Source organism: Rathayibacter sp. AY1F8 (genome assembly GCF_002932165.1).
In the GTDB taxonomy this organism is placed as follows: domain Bacteria; phylum Actinomycetota; class Actinomycetes; order Actinomycetales; family Microbacteriaceae; genus Rathayibacter.
This window is the reverse complement of record NZ_PSVB01000013.1, coordinates 1-13,200: the sequence shown is the minus strand read 5'-3', so window position 1 is coordinate 13,200 and position 13,200 is coordinate 1. Positions and strand designations below refer to the sequence as shown.

Sequence of the window (13,200 nt, the reverse complement as noted above, 5' to 3'; positions counted from 1 at the left end):
CTGAAGGAAAGGTCTCGACGATGAGACGACGCTCCCCGGAGCCCCCTGCCGCCGCGCCTCGGCGCCGCGTGCGATCCCTCTTCCTCTCCGCTCTCGCCTGCACGAGCGTCGCCCTCACCGGCGCTCTCGTCCCCGTCTCGGCGCAGGCCGTCGACGTCCCGGCGCCCACCGCGCACTACGACATGTCCCACGCCGGCTCGGCCCTGCTCGACATCTCGGGCAACGGACGCAACGCCACCCTGACCGGCCTCACCGACGCGTCCTTCGCGAACGCCGGCGGCGACCAGGTCGCCCGGTTCAAGAACGACGGCTACGCGAGCCTCCCCCAGGGCCTGGTCACCGGAGCCGACAACGCGTTCGCCGTCGAGTACACGGTGAAGACGCAGACCACCGCCAACCAGTTCGGCTGGGTCATCGGCGACGGCGTCGGCCCGTGGAACACCACGCAGCTCGGCAACCACGTCTTCGTGAACCCGCGCAACCCGGACGGCTCGCCCAGCGGACAGGTCCTCGCGGGCATCCGCGTCAAGGAGCCCACCAGCAACGGCGAGACCCGCATGCCGTTCGGCGGCACGCTGAACCCCGGGTTCACGACCCTCACGCTCGTCGGCACCGGCACGGGGTCGAGCACCGTGCTGACCCTCTACCGCGACGGCACGCAGATCTCGACCGCGAACACCACGAAGTCGATGGCGAGCATCGTCCCGACCGGGTCCACGCTCGGCTACCTCGGCCGCTCGCTCTACTCCGGCGACGCGCTCGTGACCGCCGACGTCACCGACGTGAAGTTCTGGGACACCTCCCTCACCGCCGAGCAGGTCGCCTCGAGCATGCCGACCGCCGCGGCGAAGGCGTCCGCGACCTCCGCCCTGCTGCGCTCGGACATCCAGCCCGTCCTGCTGGCCGGCAACCCGTCGCTGGCCCAGGTCTCCTCGAACCTGACGCTGCCCGCCTCCAGCAGCGGCGTCCCGCTCACCTGGACCTCCTCGAACAGCGCGGTCGTCTCGACCACCGGCGTCGTCTCGCGCTCGATCGCGCAGAACACCCCGGTCACCCTGACGGCGACCACCGCCCAGGGCGCGACGATCGCCTTCGAGGTGGTCGTGCTCGCCCCGAGCATCAACGACGACCTCGACGCGCTGAAGCTCGCCACGCGCACCACCGAGAACCTCCCCCTCGCGGTGAAGGGCGCCCGGAACGGCACCGACATCACCTGGACCTCCTCGGACCCGGCCCTCGTCACGCCGACGAACACCTCCTACGCGGCTCCGGCGGTCGGCGCGGCCGACCCCTACCGCGGCGGCGGCGTCGTCACCCGGCCGGCCTACGGCTCCGGAGACAGGACCGTCACCCTCACCGCGACGGCCACCCTCAACGGCGTCACCGAGACGCGCGCCTTCACGCTGACGGTCGCCGAGCTCGGCCGCACCGCTCCCGACGCGGGCTACGCCTCGGCGTACTTCAAGTCGGACGGCGACGAGAAGATCTACCAGGCCGCGACCTCGGGCAACGACTTCTTCACCTTCTCGCCGGTCAACGGCGGGAAGGCGGTCATCACCTCGACGACCGACACGAAGGGCCTGCGCGACCCGTTCATCCTCCGCTCGCACAACGGCGACAAGTACTACATGGTCGCCACCGACCTCTGCATCTCCTGCGGCACCGGCTGGGGCGACGCCCAGTCCAAGGGCAGCCTGAAGATCGAGGTCTGGGAGTCGACCGACCTGGTGCAGTGGACCCGCACCAACGGCGCCGACACCGGCATCACGGTGAACCAGCCGGCCGCCGGAATGACCTGGGCGCCCGAGGCGTACTGGGACGACGCCCTGCAGTCCTACGTCGTGTTCTTCTCCTCGCGCCTCTACTCCGACGCGACGAAGACCAACAGCGACAAGCTCTACGCCCGCGTCTTCTCCGTGATCACCCGCGACTTCCGCACCTTCACCGCTCCTCCCGCCACCTGGCAGGACACCGGCTACGCGCGGATCGACTCGACGATCACGAAGATCGGCGACTACTACTACCGCTTCACCAAGAACGAGGAGGGCGGCGCCGCTGGCACCCTCGAGGCCGGAAAGGACATCTTCCTCGAGAAGTCGAAGGTCCTGACCGCCGGGACGACCTCCTCGAACTGGAGTGCCGACCCGAACACCACCTGGCAGCTCACCGACACCCGGATGACCTCGCTCGAGACCGGCCAGGCCGGTGAGGGACCCGAGATCATCAAGCTGAACGCGGGCGACCCGAACGACACCACCGGCACGGGCGACGGCTACGCGTTCCTCGTCGACAACTACGGCGACGGCGGCTACAAGGCCTTCCTCACCTCCGGAGCGGCCATCGCCGGCAGCTCGCAGACGAACCGCCTCTCGCAGTCGGCCGACTGGAACGTCTCGCCCAAGAGCCGCGCCGGCCTCCCGGCCAGCCCGCGGCACGGTGCGTTCGTGAGCGTCCCGCAGACGGTCCTCACCGCCATGAAGAACTGGACCGGCGTCACCGCCGTCGACTCCACCACGACCCTCACCGCCGACGGCCGCACGGTCACGGCGACGGTCGCGGCGGCCGACAAGGGCGACGTCGTCGGCTCGGTCACCTTCACCGGCGGCTCGTGGACCTCGACCGTCCCGCTCTCCGGCGGCTCGGCGAGCGTCTCGGTCCCGGCGGACGTGACCGGCGTCACGGCCTCCTACACCGGGTACGCGGACAAGCTGGTGCGCACGTCGGTCTCGGCCGTCGTCCCGCTGGACACCCTCGAGCTCGTCCCCGCGGTCGCCACGCGCTGCGTCGCCGGCAAGATCGTGCTCACCGCGACCGTGAAGAACACCGACACCGCTGCCGCGGACGTCACGATCACCTCGGCCTACGGCTCGAAGTCGTTCACCGCGGTCGCTCCCGGCTCGTCCGCCTCCGCCGCCTTCACCACCCGCCTGGCCTCGATGCCGGCCGGCACGGTGACGGTGACCGGATCGGCGACCGGCCAGCCCGCGTTCACCGCGACGGTCCCCGTGGCCGCCGCGCGCTGCTGACGCACTGACGACGAAGGGCCCCCTCCTGCGCTCGCGCGGAAGGGGGCCCTTCGTCGTTCCCGGGTCAGACGGTGGGAGCGAGCAGGTCCGCGTGGTGGGCGGCCGCCACGTTCGGGTGCGCCCGGAGCCGGTAGCGCAGCGCGTTCTCGCCGTAGGTCTCGAGGATCGGCGCGTTCGTCGGGTCGACCGAGAGGCCGGACTTGAGCTCCTCGGGCAGCGGGAGCGAGGGCATGGTGGCCGAGAGCGCGGGATTGAAGAAGAACGGGATCGAGATCCTGTCCGTCCCGATCAGCGGCGAGATCACGCGGTGCAGCGTGGCCTTGAGGTAGCCGCCCGTGGCGAGCTCCAGCATCTCGCCGATGTTGACGACGAACGCGCCCTCCATCGCGGGTGCCTCGATCCACGAGCCGTCGTGCTCGACCTGCAGGCCGCCCTTGCCGGGCTCGACCAGCAGCAGCGTCAGCACGCCGCCGTCGCGGTGCGCGCCCACGCCCTGCTTGGGCTCCGGGTCGGAGGTGCCCGGGTAGCGGACGACCTTCACCAGCGAGAACGGCCGCTCGGCGAACGCCTCGTCGAACACGTCCTCCGGGGCGTCGAGCGCGACGGCCCAGGTGCGCAGCAGCCGGATCGCGACCGCGGCGAGCTCCGCGTGCCAGCGCTCGAAGACCTCGCGGAACTCCGGCAGCGCCTCGGGCCAGAGGTTCGGCCCCTCGAGGCGCTCGTAGTCGGCGACGCCGGGCCCGGCGGGAACGGCCGGTCGGTCGATGCCGATGTCGACCTGCTCGCGGTAGTCGACGTCGCCGTTGGTGAGCTCGGCGCCGAAGCGGGTGTAGCCGCGGAACTGCGGGCTGAGGGTGTTCTCGATCGCGAGCTTGTCCTCCTCCGGCAGGTCGAAGAAGCGGCGGGAGGCGGCGACGACGTCGTCGAGGAGGTCCTGGGGCACGCCGTGGCCGACGAGGTAGAAGAAGCCCACGTCGTGCGTGGTCTCCCGGAGGTCGCGGCGGAAGGCGGCGGCCTCCGCCTCCCCCCGGTCGAGGCGGGACAGGTCGAGGATCGGCAGGGAATCGGTCATGCACCGACTCTCGCGCACGAACCTGCACAGCAGTCGATTGTTACGACAACCAAAACGGCGGGCCCCGCCACAGCGCGGAAGAGGTTCCTCCGCTCCGCGACCGGGCCCGCCGTGAGCGCCGAGTGTTACGGCGTGGGCATGCCGCCGTTGACGTGCAGCGTCTCGCCGACGACGTAGCTCGACTCCGGGGAGGCGAGGAACACGTAGGCGGGAGCGAGCTCGGCCGGCTGACCCCAGCGTCCGAGCGGCGTCTGCGAGCCGACCTCGGGCAGCTTGTCGGACGGCTGGCCGCCCGCGGTCTGCAGCGGCGTCCAGATCGGGCCCGGGGCGACGACGTTCACGCGGATCCCCTTGGGCGCGAGCTGCTGCGCGAGCGCCTTCGAGAACGTGTTGATCGTGGCCTTCGTGCTGGCGTAGTCGACCAGCATCGGCGACGGCTGGTAGGCCTGGATCGACGAGGTGCTGATGATCGCGGAGCCCGGGGCGAGGTGCGGCACGGCCGCCTTCGTCATCCAGAACATCGCGTAGACGTTGGTCTTGAAGGTCTCGTCGAACTGCTCGTCCGAGAGCTCGAGGAAGTCCTCGACGTGCTGCTGCTTGCCCGCGTTGTTGACGAGGATGTCGAGTCCGCCCAGGCCCTCGACGGCCTTCGCGACGGCGCCCACCGCGAAGTCGTGGTCGGTGATGTCACCGGGGATGGCGACGGCGGTGCGTCCGGCCTCCTCGATCAGCGCGACGACCTTCTTCGCGTCCGACTCCTCCTCGGGGAGGTAGACGATCGCGACGTCGGCGCCCTCGCGGGCGTAGGCGATGGCGACGGCCGCGCCGATGCCCGAGTCGCCTCCGGTGACGAGCGCCCTGCGCCCGGTCAGGCGGCCGGAGCCGCGGTAGGTCGACTCGCCGCGGTCGGCGGGGTCGTCCATCTTCGAGTCGAGGCCGGAGCCCTCCTGGTACTGGGCCTCCGTGTCGATGTCGGCGAACATCGCGGTCGGGTCTTGGAACGTGTACTGGTCGTTCTGCGGAGTCTGGTCGTTCTGCGAGGTCATGTCTCGACGCTAGGTGCGCGGGATCGGCGACCGCGCGTGCTTGACAGCCCCGATCCGCCAGGACACAGGAGGTCTTCAGGAGCCGCGGAGCCCCCCGGATCGGGGAGAATGGTGCGGTGACCCGCGACGACTCCCTGTCCTTCGACACCACGGCGCCGCTGCCCGGCTGGCAGCACGCCTACTCCGGCAAGGTGCGCGACCTCTACACCCCCGACGACGCCGACCCCGTGCTCGGCGCCGACCGCATGCTCGTCGTCGCCAGCGACCGGGTCAGCGCGTACGACGCGGTCCTCGAGCCCGGGATCCCCGGCAAGGGCGAGCTGCTGACCACGCTCTCCCTCTGGTGGTTCGCGCAGCTCTCCGACGTCCCCAACCATCTGATCCCGGGCGCGATCCCCGAGGCGGTCCGCGGCCGGTCGATGCTGGTGAAGACGCTCGACATGTTCCCGATCGAGTGCGTCGTCCGCGGCTACCTCTCCGGCAGCGGCTGGAAGGAGTACCGGGAGACGGGCTCCGTCTGCGGCGTCCCGCTCCCCGAGGGCCTCCAGGACGGCGACGCGCTCCCCGAGCCGATCTACACCCCCGCGTGGAAGGCCCCGCAGGGCGAGCACGACGAGAACATCACCTTCGAGCGCACGGTCGAGATCGTCGGGGAGGAGGCCGCGGAGGCGCTGCGCACCCTCTCGCTCGCGGTCTTCCGCGAGGCGTCCACCATCGCCCTGGCCCGCGGCGTGCTGCTGGCCGATACGAAGTTCGAGTTCGGGGTCGACCGCGGGACCGGAGTCGTCACCCTCGGCGACGAGGTCCTCACGAGCGACTCCTCCCGCTACTGGGACGCCGACGACTACGACGCCGGCATCCGCGGCCGCTCGTTCGACAAGCAGATCGTGCGCGACTGGCTCTCCGACAACTGGGACGGCCAGGGCCTCCCGCCGACCCTCCCGTCCGAGATCGTCGAGCGCACGGCCGCGCGCTACCGCGAGCTCATCGAGCGCCTCACGCGCTGAGGCACCGGAACGACCTGTGGACGATCACCACCCTCGCGTCCGGCTCGAGGCCCGCGGCGAGGACCCGGACGAGGCGCGGCACAGCCTCGCGCGGCTCTACAACGGCGACGAGTGGCGCGCCGCCACCACCGCGGCCGACTTCAGCTACCGCTACGCGGCCATCGGCGACGGCGGGATGACCCTCCGCACCTCGCGGATGTCCGGGCGCCTCGCGGGCGGCGTGGGCGACTCGGACGACGTCGTCGTGCAGTGGATCGTGGGCGGCTCCGGCCGGATCGACGTCGGCCGCGCCTCGATCGCGATGGAGGAGAACCGTCCCGTCCTCTTCCCCGTCGGCCGTCCGTTCGCCTTCGACTACGTCGACTTCGACCAGCGCCTGGTGCACCTCGACCGGGGAGTGGTCGACCGGGTCGCCGCCGAGCGGGGCCTCGTCGGGTCCCTCGTCTTCGACTCCGAGCACCGCCCCGACGCCGCGGCGATCCGCCGCTGGCGCACCGCCGTCGCCGACTCCGCCCGCGCGCTGCGCAGCGAGCGCGTCGAGCCGCTGCTCTGGGACGAGCTCACCCGCGCCACGGCCTCCGCGCTGCTCGACCTCTACCCTCCGGAGTCCGCTCCGGTCCCGCCCGAGCTCCTCGCCCCCCGGAACGCACGGATCCGCACGGCCGTCGAGTACGTGCACGCCCACTGCAGCGAGCCGATCGGCCCCGCCGAGATGGCGGCGGCGTCGGGCCTGACCGTTCGGGGCCTGCAGTCCGCGTTCCAGCGGGTGCTCGGGATGCGCCCGATCGCCTACCTGCGCCTGGTGCGGCTCGACCGCGCCCGGGTGGAGCTGGCGGCGAGCCCGCCCCACGGGACGACAGTCGCCGCCGTCGCCCGGCACTGGGGCTTCGGGAACGCGGGCCGCTTCAGCGCGGCCTACGCGGAGCGGTTCGGCGAGTCGCCGAGCGCCACCCTGCAGAGCTGATCAGTCGACGAGGTCGGGCGGCGGCTGCCCCTCGAGGATGCGGCTGAGGCCGTCGAGCAGCACCGCGACGGTCGCGGCCTCCGACTCGGGCACCTTCGCGACCATCGCGCGGATCTGCTCGTAGGTCGGGTCGTCGGTGCCGACGATGGCCTTCTGCGCGCGCTCCGTCAGGCAGAGGATGCGGCCGCGGCCGTCGGACGGGTCGGGAGTGCGGTTCACGTAGCCGGCGCGGGCGAGGCGGTCGACGAGGAGGGAGACGGCCGCCGTCGTGATCGACAGGGCCGCGGACAGGTCGACGGCGCGGACGATCTCGTCGCGCCGCTCCCCGACCCCGATCAGCCGCAGGGCCGCGAGATCCGTGGCGCCTATGCCCAGGCGGCGCTCCACGCGGCCGTCGTAGTCGCGCTCCGCCGTGCGCAATCGCGCGAGCAGAGCGAACAGGTCTGGCCGAGCGTCCATCGAGGTGCACCTTCCGAGCGGCAGGCGCCCCGGACGGGAACTCGCTGCCCCCATCGAACCACTTCTCCGGCGATCGGACGGCGTGTGTCCCGAAAGCGCAGTCGGCGCCGAGACTGTTAGTCAACCGACTTAGCAATACCTAGTGTCGACGGTGCGGCACGCCTTCCGTGCGCCGCCGACGGTGAAGAGGTGCGCGCGATGGGACGACTGCTCTACGGCGCACCCGCCAGCTCGCACTCCTTCGAGGACCGCGCCCTGGCCCACCTCCAGACCGTGATCACCTCGCGGTTCCGCCGCGGCGAGGGCTTCCTCCTGACGATCGAGGACGCCGAGGGCCGCCGGTCCGAACTGTGGCTCCACCCCGGCATCCCCACCCGCTACGAGTACGACGGCACCGCCGTGATCGAGCTGAACCCGCACTGGCTGCGCGAGCTCTCGAACGCCTCGAACGGCCGCCTCGGCCTCCACCTCCTCCCCGAAACCTCGTCGCCCGACGACCTCTCCGTGAAGAAGATCCCCGCATGAGCGACCACAACGGCACACTGTTCCGGCGCGGAGGCACCGTCCGCTTCGTCCGCTGGATCTCGTCCCGCGACGGCGGCTGGGCCCCCGAGATCGTGCAGGGGCGCTACCTCGAGCGCGACGACCGCGGCTGGCTGGTCGAGATCGAGGGCACCCCGACGGTGCTCGCGAAGGACGACTGGGCCGTCTACCGCTGACCGGCTCTGCGCTCGGCGTACTGTTGAGCAGGTGCGTTCTCGTGATCGCCGCGGCATCACCTCGGCTCCCCTCCTCCTGACGACCATCGGAACGACGAGCCTCGTCTTCCTCTGCGCGTTCGAGTCGCTCGCCGTGACGACGATCATGCCGATCGTCAGCGCCGACCTCGACGGCCGCGCCCTCTACCCCCTGGCCTTCGCGGCGACGCTCGCCGCCGCCGTGGTCGGGATGGTCGCGGCCGGCTCCTCGGCCGACCGCCGCGGCCCGACGCCGTCGCTCGTGGTCGCGATCCTGCTCTTCACCCTGGGTCTCGTCGCCGCGGGTGCCGCGCAGTCGATGCCGGTCTTCGTGGCGGCCCGCCTGCTGCAGGGGCTGGGCAGCGGAGGGATCACCGTCACCCTCTACGTGCTCGTCGCGCGGGTCTACCCGAGCGAGCTGCATCCGAGGATCTTCGGCGCCTTCGCCGCGGCCTGGGTCGTGCCGTCGCTGGTGGGGCCGCTGGTGGCCGGAGTCGTCGCCGAGCTCGCGAGCTGGCACTGGGTCTTCTTCGGAGTCGTCGCCCTGGTGGCCCTCGCGAGCGCCGCGATCGCGCCGACGCTCAGCTCGCTCGAGCCGCGCGAGCGCCTCCCCTTCGATCGCCGGGCAGTGGGCCGCATCGCCCGCGCCGTGGTCGTCTCGGCCGGAGTCGTCGTGCTGAGCACGAGCGCCGAACTCGCGCCCGACCTCGCCGGGCTCCTGGCCGCGGCCGCCGTGGTGGTCGTGGTCGTGGCGGTTCGCGCGCTCCTGCCCGACGGCACGCTGCGCGCTCGGGGCGTCCTGCCGTCGGTGATCCTCCTCCGCGCCCTCGTCGCCGCGGCGTTCTTCGGCACCGAGGTCTACCTGCCGCTGCTGCTCTCGGAGCAGTACGGCCTGCCGCCCTGGCTCTCGGGCGCCATGCTCACCGCGGGCGCCGTCTCCTGGGCTCTCGGCTCGAACATCCAGGGACGCCCGGGTACCCGCCTCAGCCACGGCGGAGCGATGCGGCTCGGCACGACGCTCGTGCTCGCCGGCATCGGAGTCGTGCTGCTCGTCACGGTGCTCGCCCTCAGCCCGATCGTCGCGGGCGTGGGCTGGTTCCTGGCCGGCGGCGGCATGGGCACGATGTTCCCGCGGATGGGGACGATGACGCTCGCGCTCTCCGCTCCGGGCCGGGAGGGCTTCAACAGCTCGGCCCTGCAGATCGCCGACTCGACCGGCGCCTCGGTCTCCCTCGCGCTGACGGGCCTCCTCGCGGCGGCGGTCACCGGGCTGATCGGGGCCGGGACCGGGGTCTTCGCCGCGACCTTCTCGTACGCCGCGCTGATCGCGATCGTCGCGGTCGGTCTGGCCGGCCGGCTCGACGGGCTCCTGCGCCGCGAGGGACGCCGGGAGCCCGCCGAGCAGGCTCAGCTGTAGAGCGACTCCGGCACGTCGAGGCCGTAGATCGCGCGGCCGGACGACCAGATCACCGAGCAGGCGGCCCGGAGCAGATCGGTCGCGTCGTCGCCGGCGTCCACGATCACCACGGATTCGCCGTCGAGGCGGACCTTGGCGCCGCGGACGGCGTGCGTGCCGTTCCGCGAGACCGTCGTCGCCGGGTAGGGCAGGTGCAGCTCGCGCAGGTCGCCGAGGATGTACGTCGGCCGGAGCTTGGGCTCCGCCGCGAGGAGCTGCTTGGCCCGGTCGATCCCGGTGAGCACGTGGGCGCTCTCCATGTCGGCGCCGTTCGCGCCGGCGATGTCGGTGTCGAGCCGGTCGCCGAGGAACAGCGGGTTCGTCGAGCCGAAGCGCGCGGTCGCCGCGTCGAAGATGGCCCGCTCGGGCTTGCCCGCGACGACCGGGAGCCGGCCGACCGCGGTGTGCACGGCCGAGACGAGGGTCCCGTTGCCCGGGGCGATGCCGCGCGCGACGGGGATCGTCCAGTCGGTGTTCGTCGCGACCCACGGGATCCCCGTGTGGAGCGCGAACGAGGCCTCGGCCAGCTGCTCCCAGCCGACCGTGGGCGCGAAGCCCTGGATGACCGCCGCCGGCGAGTCCTCCGCGCTGCGCGTCACGGTGAACCCGGCGCGCTCGACCTCGGAGGTGAGGCCCTCCGCCCCGACGACGAGGATCGTCGAGCCGGCCGGCACCAGGTCGGCGAGCAGCACGACCGCTGCCTGCGGGGAGGTGACGACGTCCTCGGGCCGGACGCTCAGCCCCAGCTCGGAGAGGTGCCCGGCGACGGAGGCGTCCGTGCGGGAGGCGTTGTTGGTGATGTAGCCGACCCGCAGCGTCTCGGCCGCTCGGTTGAGGCTCTCGACCGCGAAGGGGATCGCGTCGGCACCCTTGTAGACGACCCCGTCGAGGTCGGCCAGGACGGAGTCGCGGCCGTCGAGCGGAGTGGGCTCAGTCCTGCTGCTGCGGAACATCGGCGTCCTCCTCGGTGGTGTCGGCGGGCCTGGTGCGGCGGGTCGTCGTGACGGGCTCGTCGGTAGTGACGGACTCGTCGACGTCGGTGGGCTCGGCGGGCTCGGTGGTGTCGGCGGGCTCGTCGGTGTCCGCGGAGTCGGTCGGCTCGTCGGAGTCGGTCGGCTCCTCGGTGTCGGTCGGCTCGTCGGAGTCGATGGGCTCGCCGCTGTCCGCGGGCTCGGCGGACTCATCGGTCTCGCGGGCGTCCGGGGAGCCGGCCGTCTCAGCGGCGTCGGCGGGCTCGACCGACTCGTCGGCGGTCGGCTCCGCCGAGTCGAGAGCCTCATCCGGGTCCGTCTCGGCGAGATCGTCGGACTCGAGGGACTCGTCTGCGAAGGTCGGCTCGTCCGTGTCGACGAGGTCGGCCTCGGCGCCAGCGGTCGCATCAGCGTCGTCCGCGTCCGCGTCGTCGTCGTCGTCGGCGATCTCCTCGGAGACGGTCCGCCGGGCGTCGTCCTCGTCCGCGTCGTCGACGGCGATCGCGTCGTCCTCGTCCGCGTCGTCTAGGTAGTCGTCCGCGTCGTCGACCGCGGTCCCTTCCTCGGCGCGATCGGGAGCGGACGCGGCGTCGGCCGACTCGTGCTCCTCCTCGATCACCTCGATCGTCTCGTCGTCACCGCCGCCCTCGGCCGCGAAGACGGCCTGCGCCGCGATGTCGGCGCGACGCTGCCACTCGGCCGCCTCCTCGGAGCGGCCGACCTCCTCGAGGACGAGTGCGTAGGCGGCGAAGAGATCCGGGCTGTACGAGAACGCGCGGTCCGGGTCGAGCTGCGGGATCTCGAGCTCCATGAGAGCGAGCTCCGCCTGCCCGAGGTCGAGGCGGGCGCCGGACATGGCGATGGCCAGCGACACCTGCGCGCCGGGACTCAGCGTGGTGCGGTCGATCGACCGTCCCAGCTCGAGCGCCTTGTCGGGTCGGCCGACGCCGCGCTCGGAGTCGACCATCAGCGGCACCTGCTCGTCCGAGCCGGAGATCCGACGGAAGGTCCGCAGCTCGCGCAGCGCCAGGGCGAAGTCGCCCGTCGCGTACGCCGAGATGGCCAGCGACTCGCGGACAACGGCGATGCGTCCCGCGCGACGGGCCGCCGAGAGCACGTGGCGGTGCGCCAGCTCGGGGTCCTCCTCGAGGAGGCGGCCGGCCATCACCAGGTGACGGGCGACCCATTCGGCGTTGTCCTTCGAGAGCGTGCGCAGCTCGTTGCGGGCGACCTTGTCGAGGTCCTTGGCCTGCACGTCGTCCGGAAGGTCCGGGTCGTCGTGGCGCGGACGCACCGACTGGAGGGAGCGCCGCTCGCGCTCCTCCTCGGTGAGCTCCGGCTCCTCGCGGGGGCCGCCGCGTCCGCCGCCGAAGCCCTCGCGTCCGCGTCCGCCGCCCTGGCGGTCTCCGCCGCCACGACGATCGTCCGACCACGGCCTGCTTCCCCCGTCGCGCGATCCACCACGGAACGGAGGACGCGAGTCCCCGTCACGCTGCGGACGAGAGTCGCCACCACCACGGTAGGAAGGGCGGGAGTCTCCATCCCGCTGCGGACGCGAGTCCCCACCTCCACGGTAAGGAGGCCGGGAGTCCCCGTCACGCTGGGGACGCGAGTCACCGTCCCGCTGCGGACGGGAATCCCCACCTCCACGGTAAGGAGGACGGGAGTCCCCATCCCGCTGAGGACGGGAATCCCCACCCCCGCGGTAAGGAGGACGAGAGCCACTGTCACGCTGCGGACGAGAGTCGCCGCCACCGCGGTACGGAGGACGCGAGTCACCATCACGCTGCGGACGCGAGTCTCCACCTCCACGGTACGGAGGTCGGGAGTCCCCGTCACGCTGGGGACGCGAGTCGCCACCGCGATAGGGAGGACGCGAGTCACCATCCCGCTGCGGACGCGAATCCCCACCACCACGGTACGGAGGCCGCGAGTCCCCATCACGCTGCGGACGCGAATCCCCACCACCACGGTACGGAGGCCGGGAGTCCCCATCACGCTGCGGACGCGAATCCCGACCACCACCGTGGTAAGGAGGACGCGCGTCACCATCCCGCTGCGGACGGGAGTCGCCACCGCCACGATAGGGAGGACGAGCATCACCGTCGCGGCGGGGGCGGGAATCGCCCGAGCCGCCGCGATCGTTCGAGGAGCGGCCGGGGCCGCCGGCGCGAGGCGGCCGCTCGTCACGACGTCCGGAGTCCCGGTCGTTGCGGTCGGATCCTGAGTCGTCCATGCGTTCCTCGCCTGTCGTGGTGATGCTCTGTGGAGTTGACCCGCCCGAGGGCGGGGAGGACGGCCGCAGCCGTCGCACCACCCTAACCCGCACCGCGCTCCAGTGAGCAGCGGGGATCCGAGGTGGTGGTTAAACAGCGATGGCCACCCATTTCTGGGTGGCCATCGTGAATGGTGTCCGGCGGTGTCCTACTCTCCCACAGGGTCCCCCCTGCAGTACCATCGGC

General features: G+C 72.1%; 11 protein-coding genes. 6 read left to right on the top strand and 5 right to left on the bottom strand.

The window, feature by feature from the left end; all coding sequences use genetic code 11:
• The first annotated feature begins 68 nt into the window (after window positions 1–68).
• Window positions 69–3,026, top strand: a complete 2,958-nt coding sequence (locus C5C35_RS10710; protein WP_258066444.1) for an immunoglobulin-like domain-containing protein — start codon at window positions 69–71, stop codon at window positions 3,024–3,026.
• Between the two features lie 64 nt (window positions 3,027–3,090).
• Here the strand turns inward: C5C35_RS10710 and C5C35_RS10705 are convergent, their stop codons facing one another.
• Entirely contained in the window at window positions 3,091–4,098 is a 1,008-nt protein-coding gene (locus C5C35_RS10705; protein ID WP_104263083.1) for an isopenicillin N synthase family oxygenase, read from the bottom strand.
• 125 nt (window positions 4,099–4,223) lie between these two features.
• A complete protein-coding gene (locus C5C35_RS10700) occupies window positions 4,224–5,144 on the bottom strand; it encodes a glucose 1-dehydrogenase (protein ID WP_104233811.1) in 921 nt (306 codons plus the stop codon).
• Between the two features lie 116 nt (window positions 5,145–5,260).
• Here C5C35_RS10700 and C5C35_RS10695 point away from each other — a divergent pair, with 116 nt between their 5' ends.
• The gene (locus tag C5C35_RS10695) at window positions 5,261–6,151 is read left to right on the top strand and encodes a phosphoribosylaminoimidazolesuccinocarboxamide synthase (protein WP_258059453.1); all 891 of its coding nucleotides are present in this window, start codon (window positions 5,261–5,263) and stop codon (window positions 6,149–6,151) included.
• Between the two features lie 16 nt (window positions 6,152–6,167).
• Complete coding sequence (locus C5C35_RS10690; RefSeq protein ID WP_104263082.1) at window positions 6,168–7,115, top strand: helix-turn-helix transcriptional regulator; 948 nt, start codon at window positions 6,168–6,170, stop codon at window positions 7,113–7,115.
• On the opposite strand, the gene C5C35_RS10685 is transcribed toward C5C35_RS10690, so the two are convergent.
• On the bottom strand, window positions 7,116–7,574 hold the full coding sequence (locus C5C35_RS10685) for a MarR family winged helix-turn-helix transcriptional regulator (RefSeq protein WP_181134944.1): 459 nt from the start codon (window positions 7,572–7,574) through the stop codon (window positions 7,116–7,118). It lies immediately after the preceding gene.
• 198 nt (window positions 7,575–7,772) lie between these two features.
• On the opposite strand from C5C35_RS10685, the gene C5C35_RS10680 reads away from it, so the two are divergent.
• The 3 genes from C5C35_RS10680 to C5C35_RS10670 are packed head-to-tail and all read left to right on the top strand — an operon-like array spanning window position 7,773 to window position 9,728.
• Window positions 7,773–8,099 (top strand): hypothetical protein, encoded by a 327-nt coding sequence (locus C5C35_RS10680; RefSeq protein WP_104263080.1) that lies wholly within the window; start codon window positions 7,773–7,775, stop codon window positions 8,097–8,099.
• The gene (locus tag C5C35_RS10675) at window positions 8,096–8,293 is read left to right on the top strand and encodes a hypothetical protein (RefSeq protein WP_068256013.1); all 198 of its coding nucleotides are present in this window, start codon (window positions 8,096–8,098) and stop codon (window positions 8,291–8,293) included. Before C5C35_RS10680 ends, C5C35_RS10675 begins: the two co-directional genes overlap by 4 nt.
• 31 nt (window positions 8,294–8,324) lie before the next feature.
• Window positions 8,325–9,728: an MFS transporter gene (locus tag C5C35_RS10670; protein ID WP_104263079.1), complete on the top strand. Its 1,404-nt coding sequence runs from the start codon at window positions 8,325–8,327 to the stop codon at window positions 9,726–9,728.
• Here C5C35_RS10670 and C5C35_RS10665 read toward each other — a convergent pair.
• Both C5C35_RS10665 and C5C35_RS17265 read right to left on the bottom strand, forming a co-directional pair.
• Window positions 9,719–10,720, bottom strand: coding sequence for an HAD-IIA family hydrolase (locus C5C35_RS10665; RefSeq protein ID WP_104263078.1), 1,002 nt, complete (start codon window positions 10,718–10,720; stop codon window positions 9,719–9,721). The two genes, C5C35_RS10670 and C5C35_RS10665, sit on opposite strands and share 10 nt — an antisense overlap.
• Window positions 10,698–12,032 (bottom strand): hypothetical protein, encoded by a 1,335-nt coding sequence (locus tag C5C35_RS17265; RefSeq protein ID WP_181134943.1) that lies wholly within the window; start codon window positions 12,030–12,032, stop codon window positions 10,698–10,700. The genes C5C35_RS10665 and C5C35_RS17265 overlap by 23 nt, the downstream gene beginning before the upstream one ends.
• Between the last annotated feature and the right edge of the window lie 1,168 nt (window positions 12,033–13,200).